A 25,706-nucleotide genomic window follows, 5' to 3' on the forward strand; every position below is an offset into this window, starting at 1 on the left:
ATGGATAGAATACGCACAAAAAGTCGGCGAACCGACTTTTAATGGCGAACCTTGGGGCTGTCTTAGATGATACAGCTTTCACATTGGTTAGCACCGACTTCTCCACCATCATCTGTAAAGGTACGGACGTAGTAGATAGACTTGATACCCTTGTTAAAGGCGTAGTTACGAAGGATAGACAAGTCACGAGTGGTTTGTTTGTTTTCAGTTTTCCATTCGTAGAGACCTTTTGGAATATCGCTGCGCATAAAGAGGGTCAGTGAAAGACCTTGGTCTACGTGCTCAGTTGCAGCCGCATAAACATCAATCACCTTACGCATATCCATGTCGTAGGCAGAAGTGTAGTAAGGGATGGTTTCGGTTGATAAACCAGCAGCAGGATAGTAGATCTTTCCGATTTTCTTTTCTTGGCGCTCTTCAATCCGTTGTGTGATTGGGTGGATAGAAGCAGAGACATCATTGATGTAGCTGATAGATCCATTTGGTGCGACAGCCAAGCGGTTTTGGTGGTAAAGACCATCTGCTTGAACTTTCGCACGCAATTCTGCCCAATCCTCTGCACTTGGGATGAAGATATCTTTAAAGAGTTCTTTGACGCGATCAGATGTTGGAACAAACTCTCCGGTCGTGTACTTTTCAAAGTAGCTACCGTTGGCATAGTCTGATTTTTCAAAGTTGTGGAAGGTAACGCCACGTTCACGCGCGATGTTGTTTGATTCTACGAGAGTCCAGTAGTTCATGAGCATGAAGTAGATGCTCGTAAACTCAACAGACTCAGGTGATCCGTATTCAATCAATTGTTGGGCAAGATAGCTGTGAAGTCCCATAGCACCAAGACCAAAGGTATGCGCTTGGCTATTTCCGTGGTCGATAGTAGGAACAGCGACGATATGAGAACTATCTGTGACGAAGGTCAAGGCACGAACCATAGCTCTAATCGAACGACCAAAGTCAGGGGAAGTCATCATATTAACCACGTTGGTTGAACCAAGGTTACAGGAGACGTCAGTCCCCATTTTAATGAATTCTTGGGCATCGTTGATCAAGCTTGGCTCTTGAACCTGGAGGATCTCTGAACACAAGTTACTCATGATGATCTTTCCATCGACAGGGTTTGCGCGGTTAGCAGTATCGATGTTGACTACATAAGGGTAACCAGATTCTTGTTGCAATTTAGAAATTTCAGTTTCCAAATCACGCGCCTTGATTTTTGTCTTGCGGATGTTTGGATTAGCGACCAACTCATCGTATTTTTCAGTGATGTCGATGTAGTTAAATGGCACTCCGTATTCACGTTCTACAGAGTATGGGCTGAAGAGATACATTTCCTCATTCTTACGAGCCAACTCGTAGAACTTATCTGGCACGACGACACCAAGTGAGAGAGTCTTAACCCGAACCTTTTCATCAGCATTTTCTTTCTTAGTAGAAAGGAAGGCGATGATGTCTGGGTGAAAGACATTGAGGTAAACCACCCCAGCCCCTTGGCGTTGTCCCAATTGGTTAGAGTAAGAGAAGCTATCTTCGAAGAGTTTCATAACAGGTACGACCCCAGAAGCGGCTCCTTCATACCCTTTGATTGGTGCTCCAGCTTCACGAAGGTTGCTGAGGGAAATCCCAACCCCACCACCGATACGTGAAAGTTGAAGGGCAGAGTTGATGGAACGTCCGATCGCATTCATATCATCAGTTACTTGGATCAAGAAACATGAAACCAATTCTCCACGGCGGGCACGACCAGCATTTAAGAAAGAAGGAGTAGCTGGTTGGTAGCGTTGGTGGATAATTTCGTTTGCGATGTCTCGCGCGATAGCTTCATTTCCATCTGCAAAATAGAGAGCATTGAAGAAGACACGGTCTTCCATGCTTTCAAGATAGTATTCTCCATCATTTGTTTTCAAAGCGTATTGGTTATAGAATTTGTAGGCCGCCATGAAGGACTTGAATTGGAAGTTTTGGTCTTTGATAAATTGGGCCAATTCCTCTAAAAATTCAGGACGGTATTTCTCGATAAAAGCTCTCTCAGTGTAATTGTGCTCGAGAAGGTACTGAATCTTGTCTGTAATCGAGTCAAAGGCTTTAGTATTTGGTACAACATTTTCTTTAAAGAATGCATCCAAAGCTTCTTTATCCTTATGAAGCATGATTTGGCCGTTTACTGGACGGTTGATTTCATTGTTAAGACGAAAATACGTCACATCTTCAAGAGATTTTAATCCCATAATAATCCTTTTCTAGTTCAAAAAATGAAGAGGAGAAGTCCTCTCTTTACAAGTAAAAAGTCTAGTGTTAGGTTGCTAACGCTAGACCCTATTTAAGCAAAATACTGTGTTTATTAAGAAAGTTTCTTCAACTTAGCTGGTTGAAAACCAGAAAATACTTCATCCGGTGTTTGAATAACTGGAGCAGCATTGAAACCAAGGTTCTTAACATGCTCTACAAATTCTGGCTGTTCGTCTAAGTTAATTTCGCGGTATTCCACATGATTGCTATCAAGGAATCGCTTGGTCATTTTGCATTGAACACAATTATTTTTTGAATAAATGGTTACCATTTCTTTTCCGTTCTCCTATCGAAATATAAATCTGTAAACAGTATAAACAAAATCCAGCAACTTGTCAACAAAATAAAACTAAATATTGTGCAAAGATATGAAATGGAGTTTTCAAAGCACAATATATTGTGGTGAGTGAAAAGCGTGAAAATCGAAGAAATGGGATAGGAATAGGCTTTAAAGCATCTTTAATTAGTTATAATTTTTTGGTGAATCAATATCCTGTGGTTCAAGAGCTTCTTTTCATTGAAAGCGGAGGAAAATGTTACTTATAATATAGTAGAAAATTGAAAAGATATTTCCTCTGTTCTTCAGGTGCTTCTTAAAATGTATCTAAATTGGGATTTTTCGCAGTCTTTTTCTGTAAGTCAGTGATAAAAATCTTGAAAAAAATTTCAAAAGATGATATAATACCAAATTGTAAGGGTTATCAAAAGGTAACTCAAAAACTATTTTTAAAAAGGAGAGTCAAACTATGGCTTCTAAAGATTTCCACATCGTGGCAGAAACAGGTATCCACGCACGTCCAGCAACTTTGTTGGTTCAAACTGCTAGCAAATTTGCTTCAGATATTACTCTTGAATACAAAGGTAAATCAGTTAACTTGAAATCAATCATGGGTGTTATGAGCCTTGGTGTTGGTCAAGGAGCAGACGTTGTAATCTCTGCAGAAGGTGCTGACGCTGATGATGCTATCGCAGCTATCTCAGAAACAATGACTAAAGAAGGATTGGCTTAAAATATGACAAAAATGCTAAAAGGAATTGCAGCATCTGACGGTGTTGCCGTTGCTAAGGCATATTTGCTCATTCAACCAGACTTATCATTTGAGACTGTTTCAGTCGAAGATACAAGTGCAGAAGAAGCTCGTTTGGATGCAGCTCTTGAAGCTTCACAAAACGAGCTTTCTCTTATTCGGGAGAATGCAGTAGCAAGCCTTGGTGAAGAAGCAGCGCAAGTTTTTGATGCGCATATGATGGTTCTTGCTGACCCTGAAATGATTGGTCAGATCAAAGAAACGATTCGTACGAAAAAAATCAATGCAGAAGCTGGCTTGAAAGAAGTCACTGACATGTTCATTGCGATCTTTGAAGGAATGGAAGACAATCCTTACATGCAAGAACGTGCAGCAGATATTCGTGACGTTACCAAACGTGTCCTTGCCAACTTGCTTGGTAAAAAATTGCCAAACCCTGCTTCTATCAATGAAGAAGCAATCGTGGTTGCGCATGACTTGACTCCATCTGATACAGCACAGTTGAACAAAAAGTATGTAAAAGCTTTTGTTACGAATATCGGTGGACGTACCAGTCACTCAGCTATCATGGCTCGTACACTTGAAATCGCAGCTGTTCTTGGTACAAATAACATCACAGAACTTGTCAAAGATGGCGATGTTTTGGCTGTTTCAGGGATCACTGGTGAAGTAGTGATCAACCCTAGTGAAGAACAAATTGCAGCCTTCAAAGCAGCTGGTGAAGCTTATGCTAAACAAAAAGCTGAATGGGCTCTCCTTAAAGATGCGAAAACAGTGACTGCTGATGGAAAACACTTCGAGTTGGCTGCCAACATCGGTACACCTAAAGACGTTGAAGGTGTAAACGATAATGGTGCAGAAGCTGTTGGTCTTTACCGTACAGAATTCTTGTACATGGATTCTCAAGACTTCCCTACAGAAGATGACCAATACGAAGCCTACAAAGCAGTTCTTGAAGGTATGAATGGTAAACCTGTGGTTGTTCGTACAATGGATATTGGTGGGGATAAAGAACTTCCTTACTTCGACCTTCCTAAAGAAATGAACCCATTCTTAGGTTTCCGTGCTTTGCGTATTTCTATCTCTGAAACTGGTAATCAAATGTTCCGTACACAATTGCGTGCCTTGCTTCGTGCATCTGTTCACGGTAAATTGCGGATCATGTTCCCAATGGTTGCTTTGTTAACTGAGTTCCGTACAGCTAAGGGTATTCTTGAAGAAGAAAAGGCTAAATTGCTTGCGGAAGGTGTTGCTGTTGCAGACGATATCCAAGTAGGGATCATGATTGAAATCCCAGCTGCAGCAATGCTTGCGGATCAATTTGCTAAAGAAGTTGATTTCTTCTCAATTGGTACAAACGATCTTATCCAATACACAATGGCTGCTGACCGTATGAACGAACAAGTTTCATACCTTTACCAACCATATAACCCATCTATCCTTCGTTTGATCAACAACGTGATCAAAGCGGCTCACGCTGAAGGCAAATGGGCTGGTATGTGTGGTGAAATGGCCGGTGACCAAACTGCCGTTCCACTTCTTGTCGGAATGGGCTTGGATGAGTTCTCTATGTCAGCGACATCTGTCCTTCGTACACGTAGCTTGATGAAGAAACTCGACACAGCTAAAATGCAAGAATACGCTAACCTTGCTCTTACTGAATGTTCAACAATGGAAGAAGTTCTTGAACTTTCAAAAGAATACGTGAACGTAGACTAAGAATTCAAAAAGACTAAGACAAATCTGTCTTAGTCTTTTTTTACATTGTTCTTAAAAATGTTCATTTTATTCGTAATAAACTAGTTAGTAATAAAAATAGTGATTTGAATGTTCGGTTTTTTGTTTAATTTTCCTCGTATATATAGTATAATCGTAAGTAAGATTAGGAGGAAAGCGAAGGAATGAAGTAAAAGGTTCGGGAAAGAAAATGAAAAAACTTTTCCTGATAATTTTACATGATTTTACAGGAATCAACTTGAAAATTAAGTGATTTTATAGTAAAATAAAAACAATTAGAAAACGCTTTCAAAAATAAAGAGGTGAGTATATGGATAGAAGCACAGACTTATGGACATTTGGAAGAGGGGATAATTTCCATCTTCAAGAGTACTTAGGAGCTCACAAGGAAACAAGGGGAGAACAAGAAGGCTTTACCTTCCGTGTTTGGGCTCCCAATGCTCAGGCGGTGGATCTGATTGGGGATTTCACTGATTGGGAAGCCCGTAAAATTCCAATGGTTCGTAATGAAGGAGGCGTCTGGGAAGTCTTCTGTTCCGATGCAAAAGAGGGAGATATATACAAGTATTTGGTGACTCGACAAAATGGTCATCAGGTGCAAAAAATCGATCCTCTAGCATTATGGATGGAAAAGAGACCCAATACAGGATCTATTATTAAGACCATTCCAGAGAAAAACTGGAAAGATGGTCTCTGGAGAGCACGCCGCAAAAAACTTGGTTTTAAGGAACGACCTGTTAATATTTATGAGGTTCACGCAGGATCGTGGAAACGTAATGAGGATCACAGTTCCTATACCTTCAAACAACTAAAAGAAGAATTGATTCCATATTTGGTGGAGATGAACTACACCCACGTGGAATTTATGCCAGTGATGGCCCATCCATTGGGCTTGAGTTGGGGCTATCAGCTCATGGGATATTTTGCACTCGAGCAGACTTATGGTAGCCCAGAAGAGTTTCAAGACTTCGTGGAAGAATGCCACCTCAACAATATCGGAGTGATCGTGGATTGGGTACCAGGACATTTCATTATCAATGATGATGCCTTGGCGTATTATGATGGAACACCAACCTTTGAATACCAGGATGAACATCGTGCCCATAACTACGGATGGGGAGCTTTGAACTTCGACTTAGGAAAGAATCAAGTCCAGTCATTCTTGATTTCTAGTTTGAAGTTTTGGATTGATACCTATCATTTAGATGGGATTCGGGTCGATGCTGTGAGCAATATGCTCTATCTTGACTACGATAGTGGTCCATGGACACCAAATATTGATGGTGGAAACCTCAACTACGAAGGCGTTCATTTCCTTAGACGGTTGAATGCGATTATCAAGAACGAACACCCAGATGTCATGATGATTGCAGAAGAAAGTTCTGCTGGTCAAAAGATCACAGGCCCAGAAGAAGAAGGTGGTCTAGGCTTTGACTATAAATGGAATATGGGTTGGATGAATGATATTCTCCGATTCTATGAGGAAGACCCGGTCTACAGGAAATTTGACTTTAATCTGGTGACCTTTAGTTACATGTATGCATTTTCTGAGAATTTCTTACTACCATTTTCACATGATGAAGTGGTGCACGGTAAGAAGAGTTTGATGCACAAGATGTGGGGAGATCGTTACAATCAATTTGCTGGACTCCGTAATCTCTTAACCTATCAGATCTGCCATCCAGGTAAGAAATTGCTCTTTATGGGTTCAGAATTTGGTCAATTTTTGGAATGGAAGTCAGAGGAGCAACTGGAATGGGGGAATCTAGAGGATGAAATGAATGCTAAGATGCGTCGTTTCACTTCTCAGCTCAATCATTTCTACAAAGAACACAAAGAATTGTGGGAGATTGATGATAGCTTTGATGGCTTAGAGATTATTGATGCAGATAACCGGGATCAGAGCGTCTTGTCTATGGTCCGGAAGAATCGTAAAGGCGAGCTTCTAGTATGTGTCTTCAATATGGCACCAGTAGAACGCAAGGACTTTACGATTGGTGTGCCTGTATCAGCGGTCTATGAAGAAATTTGGAATACAGAATTAGAAGAATGGGGAGGTGTCTGGAAAGAGCACAATCCGACAGTTCAGTCTCAAGAGGGACTGTGGAAGGATTATGAACAAACCTTGACCTTTACCTTGCCGGCTTTAGGAGCTAGCATTTGGAAGGTAAAACGTAAGGTGCGTAAGACAAAATCTAAAACATCAGATAAGAAATGACGATCGGTTGACTCTATGGGAGTCCAAGCTTTAAAAAGAGGAAGTAGTCAATGAAGAATGAAATGCTCGCTTTAATTCTTGCCGGTGGGCAAGGAACACGTCTTGGAAAATTAACCAAAAACATCGCAAAACCTGCGGTTCAATTTGGTGGGCGCTATCGGATTATCGATTTTGCGCTATCAAACTGCGCCAACTCAGGAATTCACAATGTTGGTGTGATTACACAGTACCAGCCACTTGCCCTTAACAGCCATATTGGGAATGGTTCCAGCTGGGGCTTGGATGGAATCAATACGGGTGTGTCTATTCTCCAACCTTATTCAGCTAGTGAAGGAAATCGGTGGTTCGAAGGAACTAGTCATGCGATTCTTCAAAACATCGACTATATCGATAGCATCAATCCGGAATATGTCTTGATTCTATCTGGGGACCACATCTACAAGATGGATTACGATGACATGCTTCAAGCGCACAAGGATAATAACGCAAGCTTGACTGTTGCCGTCCTAGATGTCCCTTTGAAGGAAGCAAGCCGTTTTGGAATCATGAATACAGATGCTAATAATCGGATTGTCGAATTTGAAGAAAAACCAGCTGAACCAAAATCTACCAAGGCTTCCATGGGAATTTACATCTTTGACTGGGCTCGTCTGCGCAATATGTTGGTTGCTGCTGAAAAGAGTGATATCGATATGTCAGACTTCGGTAAAAATGTCATTCCAACGTATCTAGAATCAGGCGAAAGTGTTTATGCTTATGAATTCAATGGTTATTGGAAAGACGTTGGTACGATTGAGTCTCTTTGGGAAGCCAATATGGAATATATCGATCCAAATAATGCCTTGGATAGTCGCGATCGTCACTGGAAAATCTATTCACGCAACCTCATTTCTCCACCGAACTTCTTTGGGGAAAATGGCCACATCGAAGATTCTCTTGTCGTCGATGGTTGTTCGGTAGACGGTACAGTCAAACACTCCATCTTATCAACAGAAGCTCAAGTTCGTGAAGGAGCAGTTGTCGAAGATGCTGTCGTGATGAGCAATGCCATTATCGGTAAAGGAGCTGTTGTGAAACGTGCGATTATTGGAGAAGGCGCAGTCATTGCAGAAGGTGTCGTGATTGATGGAACAGAGGAAGTACAAGTTGTCGGTTACAATGAAAAAGTGGGGGTAGCAACAGATGAAGATTGATAAATATTCAGCCATTTTAGGAAATACAGTTGGGTATCATGATATGTCCACTTTGACCAGCCATCGTCCGGTAGCCTCCCTACCGTTTGATGGGAAATACCGCTTGATTGACTTCCCATTGTCTAGCCTTGCGAATGCTGGTATTCGTAGTGTTTTTGGGATTTTCCAACAAGAAAATATTAGTTCGGTCTTTGACCATATTCGTTCAGGTCGTGAGTGGGGCTTGTCTACTTTATTGAGCCACTATTACCTCGGAATCTATAATACTCCAGTTGAAAATACAACGGTAGGGCCAGAATACTACCAACAATTATTGACCTATTTGAAACGGTCTGGTTCCAACCAAACAGTTGCTTTGAACTGTGATGTATTAATGAATATTGACCTCAACCAAATTTTCCACCTTCATAATACCATTGATCGTCCGATTACAGTGGTTTATAAGAAGTTGCATCTTCAAAATATCTCTGAAGTCAATGCTGTCTTGAAAATTGATGAAACAGACCATGTTACAGAGCAAAGACTTTTTGATGGCAAGGATCCTGACGAAGTCTACAACATGTCAACAGATGTCTTTATTGTGGACACTCCTTGGTTGATTGAAAAAATTGAAGAAGAAGCCAAGAAAGAATACCCACAAAAATTGCGCTATATCTTGCGTGATTTGGCAGTGGAATACAATGCTTTTGCCTTTGAATATACAGGCTACCTTGCCAATATTCATTCAGTGGAATCCTACTACCAGGCAAACTTGGATATGTTGGAAAACCAAAAATTCATGAAGCTCTTTTCACCAAATCAAAAAGTGTATACGAAAGTGAAGAATGAAGAACCAACGTATTATTCCAAGACTTCACATATTAAATCGTCTCAATTTGCTTCGGGTAGTATTGTAGAAGGAACCGTTGAACGCTCCGTTGTTTCACGTCGAGTACACCTTCATCAAGGTTCAGAGGTCCGCAGTAGTCTTCTCTTCCCTGGTGTGGTGGTTCGTGAAAATGCAATCGTTGAACATGCTATCCTGGATAAGGGTGTCGAAGTGGCTGCTGGTGTGACGATTCGTGGGACAGAAGAAGCACCTGTCGTGGTTAAAAAAGGAACGATTGTTACAGAGGATATTGTCTAATGAAACTATTATTTGTTGCAGCTGAAGGTGCACCATTTTCTAAAACAGGGGGGTTGGGAGACGTTATTGGCGCTCTTCCTAAATCCTTAGCTAAAAGTGGTCATGACGTGCGCGTGATCCTCCCTTACTATGATATGGTAGAGGCTAAGTTTGGAGATCAAATCGAAGATGTCTTGCATTTTGAGACCAAGGTTGGCTGGAGAAGTCAATATGTTGGTGTGAAACGCATTGTGCGCGATGGAGTCACCTTTTACTTTATTGATAACCAACATTATTTCTTTAGAGGTCATGTGTATGGTGACTTCGATGATGGCGAACGCTTTGCCTTCTTCCAGCTCGCGGCCTTAGAAACGATGGAACGAGTTGACTTCATTCCAGATGTTCTTCATGCCCATGATTACCATACGGCGATGATTCCTTTCTTGCTGAAGGAAAAATACCGTTGGATTCAAGCTTATCATGGAATTAAAACAGTATTGACCATCCATAATTTGGAATTCCAAGGTCAGTTCGACCCAGGAATGTTGTGGGATCTATTCGGAGTTGGATTTGAACGCTATGCAGATGGAACGCTTCGGTGGAATGATTGTCTGAACTGGATGAAAGCCGGCATTCTATATGCTGACCGTGTAACAACCGTTTCTCCTAGCTATGCGCAAGAGATTATGACTGCTGAATATGGTTGTGGCTTGGATCAGATCCTTCGGATGGAGTCTGGCAAGGTGACCGGTATTGTTAACGGGATTGATGCGGATCTGTATAATCCTGAAACGGATCCACTCTTGACTCATCACTTCAGTCTCTCAGATCTTTCAGGTAAAGCAGCTAGTAAACGAGCTCTTCAAGAACGTGTCGGTCTACCCGTCCGCGATGATGTACCTTTGTTTGGGATCGTCTCTCGTTTGACACGCCAAAAAGGCTTTGACGTTGTGGTAGAAGAGTTGCATCAACTCTTGCAAAAGGATATTCAGATTGTCTTGCTCGGTACAGGAGATCCTGGATTTGAAAATGCCTTTGCTTGGTTTGGTCAAGCCTACCCACACAAACTTTCAGCGAATATCACATTTGATGTCCAATTGGCTCAAGAAATCTATGCAGCATCAGATGTCTTCTTGATGCCAAGCCGCTTTGAACCGTGTGGCCTTTCTCAAATGATGGCCATGCGTTATGGAACCCTTCCTTTGGTGCATGAAGTCGGTGGACTTCGTGATACGGTTCAACCGTTTAATGCTGTTGATGGAAGTGGAACAGGCTTTAGCTTCAATAATTTGTCTGGCTATTGGTTTAACTGGGCAGTTGATGAAGCCTTGGCTGTCTACTACAATGACAAACAGGCTTGGTATGGTCTGCAAGAGCAAGCTATGACGCGTGACTTCTCATGGGATACTGCTAGTCAACGATACAATGATTTGTACCAATCCTTATAAATAGAACTATGATACAAACGCCTTTCGAGGCGTTTTTTGTTTGCTTTCTTCCTATAAAGAAAACGGTTTATTTTTTTGAGTTTTAGAGCTTGCTAAAATAGAAGAAAAAAGATAAGATAGGTAAAGGTAAAAAATCCCGGGAAGGTCCTTATTTTCTGGAAAGGGTCTCAGCCTCTCTAGAAATAATCAGGTCTCTGCTCGAGGATTAAATATTACTATATAGGAATTTTAGGATGAAAAAAGCGAAACAAACGTTTGAAAAAATGACCAAATATTCGATTCGAAAATTATCTGTCGGTGTTGGTCCGGTAGCCATTGGAGCCTTTTTATTAGGAGGAAGCCTGTTAGGAGCTCGTCCTGTCAAAGCAGATCAGGTGACCCTACCTGCTCATGTGCACTTAGGATATGTGACAGAAGAGGAGCTAACTGCTGAAGAAAAGGCACAGGTGATTCATGCAATCCCTGAAGAGTATCAAAATGAAGATACTTTCTATCTCGTCTATAAGAAGAAGGAAGCAACTCAGTCGGTTCTTCCTCAAACAGGAAGTCAGGAAGTTGCCCTTTTGGGGCTAAGTCTAGCCACTGCTTCCTTTGCTGTCCTCTTACTCTCTAAAAAGCACCGAAAGAAGGTTATGGGCGTCCTTTTGATTGGAGCCATGGGACAAAGTCTTCTACTTCCAGTTGAAGTCGCAGCCCTACAAAATCAAGTTTTGCGCGCTTATAACCAGGATCTTGCGATCGCATCGAGCGAAAATCTTGCAAATGGCGTGATTCAAATTGATGGCTATGACTATGTGGGCTATCTGCGCTACCCGTCAGTCCAACAGACGAGCTTACAAGAGCCAAAGGCTATGCAGGAAACGAAACCTTCTGTAGAAGGAACGATCAAAACAAGTACAGGTATTCCACAAGTGGAACCACAAGCGCGTGTGACGCCAGAAGTCGCTCCAGCCTTTCCTCAAGTTGAAAAACCAAGCCTGGAAGTCTCTACTGAGCCTGTGCCATTTGAAACCGTCAAGCAAGCTGATCCTACATTAGCCAAAGGGCAAACCAAGGTGTTGACTGCTGGCCAAAATGGCGAGCGGACTATATTGACGGAAGTCAGTGTGGTAGAGGGACAGGAAGTTCGCAGAGTCGTTGAAAGTAAGGTCACCAAAGAACCAGTTTCACAAATTCTTGCTGTTGGAACAAAAGAAGATGCCCAACCAACCCCTCAACCCATTCCTTCTCCAGTTGTAACAGCAAAGGGGACGCAGGAAGAAGGTCATGTCGGTGAAGCTCCTGTTCAACCAGAGAACCCAGCCTATACAGGTGTGGTGGAAGCCAAAGGAACACAAGAAGAAGGTCATGTCGGCGAAGCTCCTGTTCAACCGGAGAACCCAGCCTATACAGGTGTGGTGGAAGCTAAGGGAACACAGGAAGAAGGCCATGTTGGCGAAGCCCCTGTTCAACCGGAGAACCCAGTCTATACAGGCGTAGTGGAAGCTAAGGGGACACAGGAAGAAGGCCATGTCGGTGAAGCTCCTGTTCAACCAGAGAACCCAGCCTATACAGGTGTGGTGGAAGCCAAAGGGACACAAGAAGAAGGTCACGTCGGCGAAGCTCCCGTTCAACCGGAGAATCCAACCTATCAAGTTACGGAAGGGACAGTAACAGAGACAGAAACGGTAATCCTTCCATATGAAACAGAGTATGTAACGGATGCCAATCGTTACACCGATGAAGAAAGCCTTCTTCAGAAAGGCGAGGCTGGTAGTCAGGAGATTCGTCGTGTTTATAAGACGGTCAATGGCGAAAAGGTTGGCGAGCCCGTGAGCACGACAACTGAAACGGTAAAAGCTCCTGTGACAGAAAAAATTAGTCGTGGGACTAAGGCGATTGAAGGCCAAACAGAGGATGTTTCGTATGAGGAAATTCCATTTAAGACGGTAACCGAACAAGATGCTACCTTGCTAAAAGGAACCGAAAGGGTTTCTCAAGCCGGTAAGAATGGGAAGAAGAAAATCACCAAGGTCTATAAGACCATTAAGGGAGTTAAGACAACGGATGCTCCTACGATTTCTGAGGAAGTAGTTGAACAAGCGCAAGATCAGATCATTCAACAAGGGGCCAAAGAACTTGACAAGCCTACCTTAACTTTGACCCAGGTCGATAAGGAAGAATTGAAGCGCAGTGCTAAAGCTACTTATCATTTGGATAAACCAGACGGTGTGACCATCAAGTCCATCCAGGCTGTATTGAAGAAGGGTGATCAAGTGGTGAAAACCCTGACCCTTTCAGAGACGGACTTGGCAGCTGCTTTAGCAGACTTGGACTACTACAAGGATTATACGCTCGCAACGACCATGGTGTATGACCGTGGAAATGGGGATGAAGAAGAAGTTCTCAAGGAAGAACCACTAAGGCTTGACCTTAAAAAAGTTGAAGTCAAAAACATCAAGGAAACTAGTCTGATTAGCGTGGATGACCAAGGTCTTGAGACTGATCGTAGCCTCTTGTCAGAAACACCTTCAGATGTGAAACCTTATTACTTAAAGGTTACCACCCATGATAATAAGGTCACAAAACTGGCCGTTGATAAAATCGAAGAAGTGACGGTAGATGGAGCGACCTTATACAAAGTAACAGCCAAAGCTCCAGATCTCATCCAACGGACTGCGGACAACCAGTTTAGTGAGGACTATGTCCACTACATTGCGAAACCAAAAGCCCATGAAGGAGATGTCTACTACAATTTCAACGAACTAGTAAAAGCTATGCAAGCCAATCCGACTGGTACCTTTAAGCTTGGTAGCAGTATGAATGCAAGTAATGTGCAACCAGCTGGCAAGTCTTATGTAACCAATGCCTTCAAGGGAATATTGGAAAGTACAGAAGGCAATAAATTTGCTATCCATAACATTACAAGACCGTTATTTTCTAACATCGAAGGTGGTACTGTTAAGAATCTCTTGCTTGAAAATGTTAACATTGACATGCCTGGATTTGATCGAGTAGCACCGATCGCAGGTGTCATCAAAAATAATGCGACTGTCGAAAATGTTAAAGTAACAGGAAGCGTTGTTGGAAACAACGATGTAGCTGGTATTATCAATAAAATTGATGGTAGTGGGAAGGTCAGTAATGTTGCCTTCATCGGGAAACTGCACGCTGCTGGCAATAAAGGTGGCTATCTAGCAGGTGTTGTTGGTGAGAACTGGAAAGGTATTGTAGAAAAGGCTTACGTTGATGCTGAAATCACTGGTAACAAAGCCAAAGCTGCAGGTTTAGTTTATTCTTCTCAAAACGGTGGGAATAACCATACAGTAGGTAAAGAAGGGGTCCTCAGAAACTCAGTTGCTAAAGGTTCGATCGAACTGAAAGAAGCGGTTCAATCGGGTGGATTACTCGGGACCAACTGGGCCTTGGGGACTATTGAAGACAACATCACCGTGATGAAAGTCAAAACTGGTGAGATGGTCTTCGGACACTCCGATATCGACGCAGATGATTACTTCACCTATTCAAGAACCAAGCGCAATTACAGTGTTGAAGGCGTGAGTGAAGGGAAGAAAACCTTTAACAACTCCCGTAAAATCCCTAGCATCTCGCTGGCAGAAGCTGAGCAGAAAATCGAAGCAATGGGAATCACTGCTGATAAATTTACCAGCAGTACACCGATTGAAGATACGCTCAATCACCTTGTTAGCAAAGACGATCAATACAAGGCCATCACTGCTTACGATGCGACTCGTGAGCTAGCTTACCGCAATATTGCTAAATTGCAACCTTTCTACAACAAAGAATGGATTGTCGACCAAGGGAATAAACTGGCTGCAACGAGTCCTCTCTTGACCAAGGAAGTCTTGTCTGTGACCGCTATGAAGGGCAATGATTTTGTCACTGAACTAGCGGATGCTGATCACATCCTGATCCATTATGCGGATAAGACAAAAGATATCTTTAGCATTTCACCGAAAGATTCTAAAGTTAAACAAGTGAAAGAATACAGTGTAGCGGAGCTCGGTGAAGTGGTCTACACTCCAAATATGGTGGACAAAGACCGGAGCGATCTCATTCATGCGATCGTAGGGAAATTAAGTCCTGTCGAATTACAATCAGATCCAATCTACACACATCTTGGTCGAACAGGTCCTAACAAAGTCAATGCCATTAAGAACCTTTACCTTGAAGAAAGCTTCCAAGCAGTCAAGGATAATCTGACTCACTTTGTCAAACAACTGGTTGAAAACCAAGATCATCAGTTGAATACAGATGAAGCTGCCAAACGTGCGCTCATTAAGAAGATTGATGACAACAAGGCTGCTGTTCTTCTTGGTTTGTCATACCTCAATCGCTATTATGGAGTGAAGTTCGATGATGTCAATCTTAAGCAGCTCATGTTGTTCAAGCCAGACTTCTATGGGAAGAATGTTGATGTCTTAGACCGTTTGATTGAAATTGGTTCAAAAGAAGACTACATCAAAGGAACTCGTACCCATGATGCCTTCCGAGAAGTCGTTGCGAAGTCTACTCTTTCTAGCAACCTAAATGACTTCCTGAAGTACAATATGGACCTCTTTACAACTGATACAGACTTGAATGATTGGTTCATCAAAGCAACCAAAGACAATGTCTATATTGTGGAGCCTGAGACGACCAATCCAGCTTTCGCATCTGCTAAGCATAGAGCCTATGAGGGCTTAAACAATGATATTCACGGTAAAATGATCTTGCCACTCTTGAATCTTAAAGATGCGCACATGTTCTTGATTTCAACATACAATACCTTGGCCTATAGTTCCTTCGAGAAATACGGTAAAAACACTGAGGCAGAACGAACTGCCTTCAAAGCCGAAATTGATAAGGTCGCTAAAGGGCAACAAAATTACCTAGATTTCTGGTCACGTCTAGCAACAGATAAGGTTCGCAATCAACTCTTGAAGAGCAATAACATGGTTCCGACCCCTGTCCTTGATAACCAAAACTACAAGGGTATTAGTACAGATCGCTATGGACATACCAACAGTGGCAAGGATGTCGCTCCAATCCGTGAATTGTATGGCCCAACCGATCGTTACCATGCGACAGATTGGCGGATGGGAGCAGTGGCGCGAATTTACGGAAATCCATATAAAGACGACTCTGTCTTCTTCATGGTGACCGATATGATCAGTGACTTTGGAGTCTCTGCCTTCACGCACGAAACAACGCACGTCAATGACCGCATGGTTTACTTAGGTGGTTGGAGACATCGCGAAGGAACCGATATCGAAGCCTTTGCCCAAGGCATGCTCCAAACACCATCAGTATCCAATCCAAATGGGGAATACAAGGCCTTGGGTCTCAACATGGCCTATGAACGTCCAAATGATGGAAACCAATGGTACAATACCAATCCAAATGATCTCACTTCACGCGAGGAGATTGATCAGTACATGAAAGGCTATAACGACACCCTCATGCTTCTGGATTACCTGGAAGGAGAGGCTGTCCTCAATAAAGGCAGTCAAGCATTAAACAATGCTTGGTTCAAGAAGGTTGATAAGCAATACCGAGGGGCTAATACCAAAAATCAATTTGATAAGGTGCGTCCTTTGAGTGATGAGGAAAAAGCCATCACCTTACATTCAGTAGATGATCTCATCACCAACAACTTCATGACCAATCGTGGTCCTGGAAATGGTGTCTATAATCCATCAGACTTTGGCTCAGCCTATGTGACGGTGCCGATGATGACAGGGATCTATGGTGGAAACACCAGTGAAGGGGCTCCTGGAGCCATGTCCTTCAAACACAATACCTTTAGACTCTGGGGCTACTATGGTTATGAAAAAGGCTTCTTAGGCTATGCTTCAAACAAGTATAAACAAGAATCCAAACAAGCAGGTCATGCGACTTTAGGGGATGATTACATCATTCAAAAGATTTCTGATGGAACATTCAGTACCCTTGAAGACTGGAAGAAAGCATACTTCAACGAAGTGGTGACCAGTGCTAAAAATGGACTTCAGGCTATTGAAGTTGATGGGACTACTTATAGCACTTATGATGACTTAAAACAAGCCTTTGCAACTGCTGTTGAAAAAGATCAAGCCAGCTTGAAGAATGGTGTTGTCAAATTTGACAATACGGTTTCACTGAAAGAAAAACTCTTTAAGAAACTACTTCAACAAACAGACAGTTTCAAAACGTCTATCTTTAAATAATCGAATTCTCTCATCTGCTGAGCAGGTGAGAGTTTTTTAGAAGAAAAATGAATAGAGGTGGACAAAGCGTCTAAAAATTAAAAGAAATCAGTCGTAGATAGGAAAAATTATCATATTAAAAAAATAACGTAATTTCATTAAAACGCTTACTTTTATAGGAAATATTTGACTATTATATCTTTTAGGAGTAAACTAAGGAGGTAAAATTTATAAAAGGAGAATTCATCATGAATTTAACATTTTTAGGTCTTTGTTTAGCCTGCTTTGGTGTATCACTGGCAGAAGGTTTGATGATGAGCAGCCTATTGAAATCTGCGTCTCGTCAACCAGAAATTATTGGTCAATTGCGTAGCCTCTTGATTCTTGGTGTTGCCTTTGTCGAAGGTACTTTCTTCGTAACCTTGGTTATGGCCTTCATTATCAAATAAGCACTTCTATTTTAGAAAAGGAGGTGTCAAAACTTGGAAGAAAGTATCACTCCAACGATAACTCTTGGACCTGTAACTTTTAATTTGACCCTACTTGCTATGACCTTGATTGCTGTTTTGGTGGTTTTTGGCTTTATTTATTGGGCCAGCCGTAAAATGACGATCCGACCAAAGGGCAAACAAAATGTGCTGGAATACGCATATGACTTTGTCGTAGGCTTCACCAAAGGAAATATTGGGGAACATTATATAAAGGACTATTCCTTGTTCTTGTTTGTTCTTTTCCTATTTCTTTTAGTGGCCAATAACATTGGATTGATGGCTAAAATCGAAACGACCAATGGTTACAATTTGTGGACATCACCAACCGCTAACCTGGGTTATGACTTTGCCTTTTCATTTTTGATCACCTTAATCGCCCATGTAGAAGGAATTCGCCGACGTGGTGTGAAGGAATATTTAAAGGCTTTTGTGACACCTGGATTTATGACCCCCATGAATATTTTGGAAGAATTAACGAACTTTGCCTCCTTGGCACTTCGGATCTTCGGAAATATCTTTGCGGGTGAGGTATTAGCAAGCTTGCTCGTGAACTTATCACACCAAGCTTTCTATTGGTATCCATTTGCCTTTATTGGTAGCATGGCATGGACTGCATTTTCAATTTTTATTTCATGTATCCAAGCCTATGTGTTTACCATGTTGTCATCAATCTATATTGGTAAGAAAATTAATGGCGAAGAGTAAGTAGAGGAGGAGTAGAAGAATGCATGTATCAATGAGTGAAATTATTGGTAACTTTATTCTCATTGCTGGTTCCTTCCTATTATTAATCTTTTTAATAAAGAAATTTGCATGGAACAATATCAATGGAATTTTAGAAGCGCGTGCCAAAAAGATTACAGATGATATTGATGGAGCAGAATCAGCTCGTCAAAAAGCTGAGGAACTAGCAAGTAAACGTGAAGAAGAGTTGGCAGGTAGCCGCAAAGAAGCTGCGTCTATCGTCGAAAATGCAAAGGAAACTGCAGAAAAGAATAAATCTCAGATCCTTTCAGAAGCCACTCAAGAAGCAGTACGTTTGAAAGAAAAAGCGCAACAAGAAATTGCGCATAACAAAGAAGAAGCATTGAACAGTATCAAAGGTGATGTGGCAGATCTCACTGTCAATCTTGCCAGCAAATTGTTGAGCCAACAGCTGGATGCTGAAGGTCAACGCCAACTGATCGATCGCTATCTTGATGAATTAGGAGAAGCCTAATGGACAAAAAGCAACTGATGGTGATTGAGAAATATACCCAGCCTTTTGTTCAATTGGTCTTTGAAAAAGGAGAACAAGACCTAGTCTTTGAAAAATTGACTCAAATCAAGGGTATTTTTGAAGAGACTGGACTTGCTAACTTCTTAGCTCATATCGGTGTAGAGGATGAAGAGAAAGCAAAAAGTCTCAGACTTTTTCAACCCTCGGATTCACAATTACTCGACCATTTGATTGAAGTGGTTATTCTCAATCATCGTGAAGCCTTATTTTATGACATTGTAACGATTTGTTTGGATCAGATTCAACTGTTGAGCAACGCTTTTGTCGTCACTGTTACGACGGTTGCTGGTTTGGATCCTGTTCAAGAGCAAAAGCTAATCCCCATTATCGAAAGAAAATTTGGGATTCAAGTTCGCTCGATCCAACAAAAGATCGATCCAGATTTAATTGGTGGCTTTGTCGTGACAGCCAATCATAAAACGTTGGATACCAGTCTCAAACACCAATTGCAAGTTATAAAATCTAAATTGAAATAGAAAGTGGTGTGAATTTTGGCGATTAACGCACAAGAAATCAGCGCTTTAATTAAGCAACAAATTGAAAATTTCAAGCCAAACTTTGACGTCACTGAGACAGGTGTTGTAACCTACATTGGTGACGGGATTGCCCGTGCTCATGGTCTTGAAAATGCCATGAGTGGTGAGTTGTTGATCTTTGAAAATGGCTCATACGGGATGGCCCAAAACTTAGAGACAACGGATGTCGGTATCATCATCTTGGGTGATTTCACGGATATTCGTGAAGGAGACTCTGTCCGTCGTACAGGTAAAATCATGGAAGTCCCTGCAGGGGATGCCTTGATTGGTCGGGTTGTCAACCCACTTGGCCAACCAGTAGATGGTTTGGGTGAGATTGTGACAGATAAATTCCGTCCAGTCGAAACACCAGCTCCTGGTGTTATGCAACGGAAATCTGTCTCAGAACCCCTACAAACTGGTTTGAAAGCCATTGATGCCCTCGTTCCAATCGGACGTGGCCAACGGGAATTGATTATCGGGGACCGTCAAACAGGGAAAACTTCGATTGCCATCGATACCATCTTGAACCAAAAGGGTCAAGACATGATCTGTATCTATGTGGCGATTGGTCAAAAAGAATCAACAGTTCGTACGCAAGTAGAAACTCTTCGTAAATACGGAGCCATGGATTATACGATTGTGGTAACCGCTTCGGCTTCCCAACCGTCTCCATTGCTCTACTTGGCACCTTATGCCGGGGTTGCCATGGCAGAAGAGTTCATGTATAACGGTAAACACGTTTTGATCGTCTATGATGATTTGTCAAAACAAGCCGTAGCCTACCGTGAATTGTCCCTTCTTCTTCGTCGTCCACCAGGACGTGAAGCCTTCCCAGGGGATGTCTTCTATCTCCACAGCCGTTTGTTGGAACGTTCAGCTAAAGTTTCAGATGAATTGGGTGGTGGCTCTATTACAGCTCTTCCAATCATTGAAACCCAAGCAGGAGATATTTCTGCTTATATCGCAACCAACGTGATTTCGATCACAGATGGACAAATCTTCTTGCAAGATAGTTTGTTCAATGCTGGTATTCGTCCGGCCATTGATGCAGGTTCTTCTGTATCCCGTGTAGGGGGAGCTGCCCAAATCAAGGCTATGAAGAAAGTTGCGGGTACTCTTCGTATCGACCTCGCTTCATACCGTGAATTGGAAGCCTTCACGAAATTTGGTAGCGACTTGGATGCTGCGACTCAAGCGAAATTGAACCGTGGTCGCCGAACAGTTGAAGTCTTGAAACAACCTGTTCATGAACCATTGACAGTTGAAAAACAAGTCGTGATCTTGTATGCCTTGACTCATGGTTTCTTAGATAGTGTTCCAGTAGACGATATTCTTCGTTTCCAAGAAGAGTTGTTTGATTACTTTGAAGCACATTATAACCAAATCTTTGAGACGATTCGTTCGACACATGATCTTCCAGCAGAAGAAGAACTGGATGCAGCCCTTACAGAATTTGTCAACCAGTCAAATTTCAAATAGAAATAGGAGTGGAAGATGGCAGTTTCATTAAATGATATAAAAAATAAAATTGCATCCACTAAAAATACCAGTCAAATTACCAATGCTATGCAGATGGTGTCTGCTGCTAAACTCGGGAAATCTGAGCAAGCAGCCAAGGATTTTCAGGTTTATGCCGCTAAGGTACGTAAGTTACTAACAGACTTGCTCCATGGACATGAAACAGAAAATGCCAAATCCCATCCTATGTTGGTGAGTCGGCCGGTAAATAAGACAGCTTATATCGTCATTACATCTGATCGTGGTTTGGTCGGAGGCTACAATGCCTCCATCCTTAAAACCATGATGGAAATGAAGGCAGAATACCATCCAACTGGAGATGACTTTGAAGTGATCTGTATTGGAAGTGTCGGTGCGGATTTCTTCCGTGCCCGTGGGATTCAGCCGGTTTATGAATTGCGTGGTTTGCCTGATCAACCTAGCTTTAAGGAAGTTCGTACGATCATTTCGAAAACAGTCCAAATGTATCAGGAAGGCTTGTTTGACGAGTTGTACGTCTGTTACAACCATCACGTTAACAGTTTGACTAGCCAAATGCGGGTAGAACAGATGCTTCCGATTATTGATTTGGACCCCAATGAAGCAGATGAGGATTATGTATTGAATCTAGAATTGGAATCTAGTCGAGATGCCATTTTGGATCAATTGCTCCCTCAATTTGCTGAAAGCATGATCTATGGTGCCATTATTGATGCTAAAACAGCTGAAAATGCTGCGGGGATGATGGCCATGCAAACTGCAACAGACAATGCCAAGAAAGTCATTGATGAATTAACGATTCAATACAACCGTGCTCGTCAAGCAGCGATTACACAAGAAATTACCGAAATCGTTGCTGGTGCTAGCGCCCTTGAATAGTTGTCGGATACAATTTTAAATACAAAAACAGATGCTCGAAAGAGAACTTTTGAGCAGTAGAAATTACTTAGAATAGGAGAATGACATGAGTTTAGGCAAAATTTCTCAGGTCGTAGGTCCCGTCGTAGACGTTGCCTTTTCCATTGGAGATAAACTTCCTGAGATCAATAATGCGCTTGTAGTCTATAAAAATGACCAACAAAAATCAAAAGTCGTTCTTGAAGTAGCTTTGGAACTTGGTGATGGGGTTGTACGGACCATCGCCATGGAATCAACTGATGGTTTAACACGTGGAATGGAAGTCTTGGACACAGGTCGTCCAATCTCTGTTCCTGTCGGAAAAGAAACCTTGGGACGTGTCTTCAATGTTCTTGGAGATACCATTGACTTGGATCAACCTTTTCCTGAGGATGCTCCTCGTGACTCCATCCACAAAAAAGCTCCATCCTTTGACGAGCTCTCTACTTCAGAAGAAATTCTTGAAACAGGGATCAAGGTTATTGACCTCTTAGCTCCTTATTTGAAAGGTGGGAAGGTCGGACTCTTCGGTGGTGCCGGAGTTGGGAAGACCGTCTTGATTCAAGAATTAATCCATAATATTGCCCAAGAACACGGTGGGATTTCTGTATTTACCGGTGTTGGGGAACGGACACGTGAAGGGAATGACCTTTACTGGGAAATGAAAGAATCTGGCGTTATTGAAAAAACAGCCATGGTTTTTGGACAAATGAATGAGCCACCTGGAGCACGGATGCGTGTTGCTTTGACTGGTTTGACCATTGCGGAATACTTCCGTGATGTCGAAGGTCAGGACGTTCTCTTGTTTATCGACAATATCTTCCGTTTCACTCAAGCCGGATCTGAAGTATCAGCCCTTTTGGGACGGATGCCATCAGCCGTTGGTTACCAACCTACTTTGGCAACTGAAATGGGTCAATTGCAAGAACGTATTACGTCAACGAAGAAAGGTTCTGTTACATCGATCCAAGCCATCTATGTGCCAGCCGATGACTATACAGACCCAGCGCCAGCAACCGCTTTTGCTCACTTGGATTCAACCACCAACTTGGAACGTAAATTGGTACAATTGGGGATCTACCCTGCGGTGGATCCATTGGCATCAAGCTCACGTGCCCTTTCTCCAGAAATCGTAGGAGAAGAACACTATGCAGTAGCTTCTGAAGTCAAACGCGTCCTTCAACGTTACCATGAATTGCAAGATATCATTGCTATCTTGGGGATGGATGAATTGTCTGACGAAGAAAAGACCTTGGTTGCTCGTGCTCGCCGGATCCAATTCTTCTTGTCACAAAACTTCAACGTTGCGGAACAATTTACAGGTCAACCTGGTTCTTATGTACCAGTTGGAGAAACTGTTCGTGGCTTTAAAGAAATTTTGGATGGGAAATATGACCATCTTCCTGAAGATGCCTTCCGTGGTGTTGGATCGATCGAAGATGTGATCGCCAAAGCTGAAAAAATGGGATTCTAAGAAGAGGTGAAAGATGAGTCAAATGAACGTCCAAATCGTTACACCGGATGGACTGGTTTATGATCATCATGCCGCATTTGTATCTGTCAAGACAATTGATGGTGAATTAGGGATTTTACCTCATCATATCAATACCATTGCGGTTTTGGCTGTAGACCAAGTAAAGGTTCGTCGTGTCGACGATGACAAACATATTGATTGGATTGCAGTCAATGGTGGGATTATCGAAGTAGCTGATAATGTCATTACCATTGTTGCCGATTCTGCCGAACGTGCTCGAGATATCGACATTAGTCGTGCAGAACGTGCCAAACTGCGAGCTGAAAAAGCGATTGAAGAAGCCAAAGATCAGCATTCGGTTGATATGGAACGTCGTGCTAAAATTGCTCTTCAACGCGCCATTAACCGGATTAATGTCGGAAATCGTTTATAAGATATTCAAAATAAGGTGGAGGTTTTGTCCTCACCTTATTTTTGTTGGGAGAGAATCAAAAGAAGAAAGTACGGACCAAATATGGTATAATAGCTGTATGATTCAAATGATTTTTAATCTTTCAAGCCATTTATTGTTTATCTTTTTTGCCTATTACCTATTGTTGAACCTAGTTCAATGGGAAAAGTTTTTAAAAGTAAGTGCTGAAAATGCGGTTAAAATCCGTTTTTTGATCTTGATGCTCAGCATTGGAATCGGCTATCTAGCCAGCTCATTTTTTATCAGCGTGTATGAGATGAGTCGGCAGATTTTTATTGGCCAATTCTAGCCACATTTTATCAAAAATATGGTATGATAGAAGTCGTGACTTTAAGAAATTGGAGAACAATCCCGTATGGAAAAAATAATCGTTAATGGTGGAAATAATCGACTAGTTGGAACTGTCAAAATCGAAGGAGCAAAAAACGCTGTCCTTCCGCTTCTTGCTGCAACAGTCCTTGCAAGTGAGGGCGTGACAACCTTAAAAAACGTCCCTGTTTTATCAGATGTCTTCACAATGAACAATGTTGTTCGTGGCTTGAATGCACAAGTGACCTTCAATGAAGAAGACAATACGGTTGTCGTAGATGCACGAGAGAAATTGTCTGAGGAAGCGCCTTATAAATATGTGAGTAAGATGCGGGCTTCTATCGTTGTCTTGGGTCCTGTCTTGGCACGCAATGGCCATGCCAAAGTTTCCATGCCTGGAGGCTGTACGATCGGGAGTCGTCCGATTGACCTTCATCTCAAAGGTCTGGAAGCTATGGGAGCTGAAATTACCCAAACAGCCGGCTATATTGAAGCAAAAGCAGATCGTCTCAAGGGTGCACACATCTATATGGACTTCCCATCAGTAGGGGCGACACAAAATATTATGATGGCGGCAACCTTGGCAGATGGAGTCACGGTGATTGAAAATGCAGCTCGGGAACCTGAAATTGTTGACCTAGCTCTCTTGCTGAATAAAATGGGAGCTAACGTCAAGGGTGCAGGAACTGAGACCTTGACCATCGTTGGTGTGGAGAGTCTGCATGGTGCAAACCACAATGTTGTGCAGGACCGCATCGAAGCTGGAACCTTTATGATTGGGGCAGCCATGACTGGTGGAGATGTCTTGATCGAAGATGCCATTTGGGAACACAACCGTCCGCTTCTATCTAAGATGCAGGAGATGGGTGTAACGGTAACCGAAGAAGAAAATGGAATTCGGATTCAATCGGATATCAGTAAGCTCCGTCCAGTGACGGTTAAAACCCTTCCCTATCCAGGATTCCCAACCGATATGCAGGCTCAATTCACAGCCTTGATGGCCATGGCTAAAGGTGAGTCTACCATGATTGAAACGGTTTTTGAGAATCGCTTCCAGCATTTGGAAGAAATGCGTCGGATGGGCGTTCACTCAGACATTATGCGGGATACAGCTCGTATCGTTGGAGGGGAAAGCTTCCAAGGTGCAGAGGTCATGTCGACCGATTTACGAGCAAGTGCAACCTTGGTCTTGATGGGCTTGGTAGCAGAAGGAGAGACGAAAGTCAGCAAATTAAGTCACTTAGATCGTGGTTATTATCAATTCCATGAGAAATTGGTGGCACTAGGTGCAGACGTGAAACGTGTAGAGGAAGAAGACGATGAAAACTAATCTTCGCTATGTTGGAAAACAGCTAGGAATTGTCCTCATGTTGGCTGTGATTGGAATCATCATTTTTGCAGTTGGTTTGGTCATTGGCTATGGAGTGATTGGAGATGGAAAAAATCCATGGTCCATTCTCTCTCCGGACACTTGGTCAGAGATCATTGGAAAGCTAACAGGCAAATAAGCTTTTAACTAAAATTGAGTAAAAAGGAGAGCAGCGAATCGAGTCAATGACCCATCTAGCGCTGCTCTTTTTTGGAGAGAGA

20 protein-coding genes are annotated in these 25,706 nt (G+C 42.3%); 18 read left to right on the forward strand and 2 right to left on the reverse strand.

Features of this window, described 5'->3' with window-relative positions; translation table 11 throughout:
- Positions 1-62: 62 nt before the first annotated feature.
- Together nrdE and nrdH are read right to left on the reverse strand one after the other, a co-directional pair.
- Positions 63-2,222 carry a class 1b ribonucleoside-diphosphate reductase subunit alpha gene (gene nrdE, locus H7T92_RS02425; RefSeq protein WP_201036907.1) on the reverse strand — a complete coding sequence of 720 codons (2,160 nt, stop codon included), beginning with the start codon at positions 2,220-2,222 and terminating at the stop codon, positions 63-65.
- Between the two features lie 113 nt (positions 2,223-2,335).
- Positions 2,336-2,554, reverse strand: a complete 219-nt coding sequence (gene nrdH / locus H7T92_RS02430; protein WP_003006408.1) for a glutaredoxin-like protein NrdH — start codon at positions 2,552-2,554, stop codon at positions 2,336-2,338.
- Positions 2,555-3,029: 475 nt separating this feature from the next.
- On the opposite strand from nrdH, the gene H7T92_RS02435 reads away from it, so the two are divergent.
- From H7T92_RS02435 to H7T92_RS02520, 18 genes are all read left to right on the forward strand, one after another.
- Positions 3,030-3,293 carry a phosphocarrier protein HPr gene (locus tag H7T92_RS02435; RefSeq protein ID WP_003006411.1) on the forward strand — a complete coding sequence of 88 codons (264 nt, stop codon included), beginning with the start codon at positions 3,030-3,032 and terminating at the stop codon, positions 3,291-3,293.
- 3 nt (positions 3,294-3,296) lie between these two features.
- The gene (gene ptsP / locus H7T92_RS02440; protein WP_201036909.1) at positions 3,297-5,030 is read left to right on the forward strand and encodes a phosphoenolpyruvate--protein phosphotransferase; all 1,734 of its coding nucleotides are present in this window, start codon (positions 3,297-3,299) and stop codon (positions 5,028-5,030) included.
- Positions 5,031-5,358: 328 nt separating this feature from the next.
- Complete coding sequence (glgB, locus tag H7T92_RS02445) at positions 5,359-7,266, forward strand: 1,4-alpha-glucan branching protein GlgB (protein ID WP_049490528.1); 1,908 nt, start codon at positions 5,359-5,361, stop codon at positions 7,264-7,266.
- Between the two features lie 50 nt (positions 7,267-7,316).
- Positions 7,317-8,459, forward strand: a complete 1,143-nt coding sequence (locus H7T92_RS02450; protein ID WP_070586547.1) for a glucose-1-phosphate adenylyltransferase — start codon at positions 7,317-7,319, stop codon at positions 8,457-8,459.
- Positions 8,449-9,585: a glucose-1-phosphate adenylyltransferase subunit GlgD gene (gene glgD / locus H7T92_RS02455; RefSeq protein ID WP_070586548.1), complete on the forward strand. Its 1,137-nt coding sequence runs from the start codon at positions 8,449-8,451 to the stop codon at positions 9,583-9,585. The genes H7T92_RS02450 and glgD overlap by 11 nt, the downstream gene beginning before the upstream one ends.
- Positions 9,585-11,012 (forward strand): glycogen synthase GlgA, encoded by a 1,428-nt coding sequence (gene glgA, locus H7T92_RS02460; protein WP_201036911.1) that lies wholly within the window; start codon positions 9,585-9,587, stop codon positions 11,010-11,012. Before glgD ends, glgA begins: the two co-directional genes overlap by 1 nt.
- A 233-nt stretch (positions 11,013-11,245) precedes the next feature.
- Positions 11,246-17,200 (forward strand): ZmpA/ZmpB/ZmpC family metallo-endopeptidase, encoded by a 5,955-nt coding sequence (locus tag H7T92_RS02465; RefSeq protein WP_201036913.1) that lies wholly within the window; start codon positions 11,246-11,248, stop codon positions 17,198-17,200.
- Positions 17,201-17,427: 227 nt separating this feature from the next.
- Positions 17,428-17,628 carry a F0F1 ATP synthase subunit C gene (locus tag H7T92_RS02470; protein ID WP_003006433.1) on the forward strand — a complete coding sequence of 67 codons (201 nt, stop codon included), beginning with the start codon at positions 17,428-17,430 and terminating at the stop codon, positions 17,626-17,628.
- 33 nt (positions 17,629-17,661) lie between these two features.
- A complete protein-coding gene (atpB, locus tag H7T92_RS02475; protein ID WP_004219958.1) occupies positions 17,662-18,375 on the forward strand; it encodes a F0F1 ATP synthase subunit A in 714 nt (237 codons plus the stop codon).
- A gap of 19 nt (positions 18,376-18,394) precedes the next feature.
- Positions 18,395-18,889: a F0F1 ATP synthase subunit B gene (gene atpF / locus H7T92_RS02480; RefSeq protein ID WP_004219970.1), complete on the forward strand. Its 495-nt coding sequence runs from the start codon at positions 18,395-18,397 to the stop codon at positions 18,887-18,889.
- Positions 18,889-19,425 (forward strand): F0F1 ATP synthase subunit delta, encoded by a 537-nt coding sequence (locus H7T92_RS02485; protein WP_024055549.1) that lies wholly within the window; start codon positions 18,889-18,891, stop codon positions 19,423-19,425. Before atpF ends, H7T92_RS02485 begins: the two co-directional genes overlap by 1 nt.
- A gap of 15 nt (positions 19,426-19,440) precedes the next feature.
- Positions 19,441-20,946: a F0F1 ATP synthase subunit alpha gene (gene atpA / locus H7T92_RS02490; protein ID WP_003006447.1), complete on the forward strand. Its 1,506-nt coding sequence runs from the start codon at positions 19,441-19,443 to the stop codon at positions 20,944-20,946.
- 15 nt (positions 20,947-20,961) lie between these two features.
- The gene (locus tag H7T92_RS02495; protein WP_201036914.1) at positions 20,962-21,843 is read left to right on the forward strand and encodes a F0F1 ATP synthase subunit gamma; all 882 of its coding nucleotides are present in this window, start codon (positions 20,962-20,964) and stop codon (positions 21,841-21,843) included.
- Positions 21,844-21,928: 85 nt separating this feature from the next.
- Entirely contained in the window at positions 21,929-23,335 is a 1,407-nt protein-coding gene (atpD, locus tag H7T92_RS02500; RefSeq protein WP_201036915.1) for a F0F1 ATP synthase subunit beta, read from the forward strand.
- Between the two features lie 13 nt (positions 23,336-23,348).
- Positions 23,349-23,768 (forward strand): F0F1 ATP synthase subunit epsilon, encoded by a 420-nt coding sequence (locus H7T92_RS02505; protein WP_003002471.1) that lies wholly within the window; start codon positions 23,349-23,351, stop codon positions 23,766-23,768.
- Between the two features lie 97 nt (positions 23,769-23,865).
- A complete protein-coding gene (locus H7T92_RS02510) occupies positions 23,866-24,096 on the forward strand; it encodes a DUF1146 family protein (RefSeq protein ID WP_201036916.1) in 231 nt (76 codons plus the stop codon).
- Positions 24,097-24,162: 66 nt separating this feature from the next.
- Positions 24,163-25,446 carry a UDP-N-acetylglucosamine 1-carboxyvinyltransferase gene (murA, locus tag H7T92_RS02515; protein ID WP_201036917.1) on the forward strand — a complete coding sequence of 428 codons (1,284 nt, stop codon included), beginning with the start codon at positions 24,163-24,165 and terminating at the stop codon, positions 25,444-25,446.
- A complete protein-coding gene (locus tag H7T92_RS02520; RefSeq protein WP_201036918.1) occupies positions 25,436-25,624 on the forward strand; it encodes a DNA-directed RNA polymerase subunit beta in 189 nt (62 codons plus the stop codon). Before murA ends, H7T92_RS02520 begins: the two co-directional genes overlap by 11 nt.
- Positions 25,625-25,706 lie beyond the last annotated feature (82 nt).

The organism is Streptococcus parasanguinis (assembly GCF_016648855.1).
GTDB classification, from domain to species: domain Bacteria; phylum Bacillota; class Bacilli; order Lactobacillales; family Streptococcaceae; genus Streptococcus; species Streptococcus parasanguinis_L.

Bases quoted from the DNA above. Each gene is read 5' to 3' on its own strand.
- nrdE (WP_201036907.1), bottom strand. From the start codon at position 2,222: ATGGGATTAAAATCTCTTGAAGATGTGACGTATTTTCGTCTTAACAAT.
- nrdH (WP_003006408.1), bottom strand. From the start codon at position 2,554: ATGGTAACCATTTATTCAAAAAATAATTGTGTTCAATGCAAAATGACC.
- H7T92_RS02435 (WP_003006411.1), top strand. From the start codon at position 3,030: ATGGCTTCTAAAGATTTCCACATCGTGGCAGAAACAGGTATCCACGCA.
- ptsP (WP_201036909.1), top strand. From the start codon at position 3,297: ATGACAAAAATGCTAAAAGGAATTGCAGCATCTGACGGTGTTGCCGTT.
- glgB (WP_049490528.1), top strand. From the start codon at position 5,359: ATGGATAGAAGCACAGACTTATGGACATTTGGAAGAGGGGATAATTTC.
- H7T92_RS02450 (WP_070586547.1), top strand. From the start codon at position 7,317: ATGAAGAATGAAATGCTCGCTTTAATTCTTGCCGGTGGGCAAGGAACA.
- glgD (WP_070586548.1), top strand. From the start codon at position 8,449: ATGAAGATTGATAAATATTCAGCCATTTTAGGAAATACAGTTGGGTAT.
- glgA (WP_201036911.1), top strand. From the start codon at position 9,585: ATGAAACTATTATTTGTTGCAGCTGAAGGTGCACCATTTTCTAAAACA.
- H7T92_RS02465 (WP_201036913.1), top strand. From the start codon at position 11,246: ATGAAAAAAGCGAAACAAACGTTTGAAAAAATGACCAAATATTCGATT.
- H7T92_RS02470 (WP_003006433.1), top strand. From the start codon at position 17,428: ATGAATTTAACATTTTTAGGTCTTTGTTTAGCCTGCTTTGGTGTATCA.
- atpF (WP_004219970.1), top strand. From the start codon at position 18,395: ATGCATGTATCAATGAGTGAAATTATTGGTAACTTTATTCTCATTGCT.
- H7T92_RS02485 (WP_024055549.1), top strand. From the start codon at position 18,889: ATGGACAAAAAGCAACTGATGGTGATTGAGAAATATACCCAGCCTTTT.
- H7T92_RS02495 (WP_201036914.1), top strand. From the start codon at position 20,962: ATGGCAGTTTCATTAAATGATATAAAAAATAAAATTGCATCCACTAAA.
- atpD (WP_201036915.1), top strand. From the start codon at position 21,929: ATGAGTTTAGGCAAAATTTCTCAGGTCGTAGGTCCCGTCGTAGACGTT.
- H7T92_RS02505 (WP_003002471.1), top strand. From the start codon at position 23,349: ATGAGTCAAATGAACGTCCAAATCGTTACACCGGATGGACTGGTTTAT.
- H7T92_RS02510 (WP_201036916.1), top strand. From the start codon at position 23,866: ATGATTCAAATGATTTTTAATCTTTCAAGCCATTTATTGTTTATCTTT.
- murA (WP_201036917.1), top strand. From the start codon at position 24,163: ATGGAAAAAATAATCGTTAATGGTGGAAATAATCGACTAGTTGGAACT.
- H7T92_RS02520 (WP_201036918.1), top strand. From the start codon at position 25,436: ATGAAAACTAATCTTCGCTATGTTGGAAAACAGCTAGGAATTGTCCTC.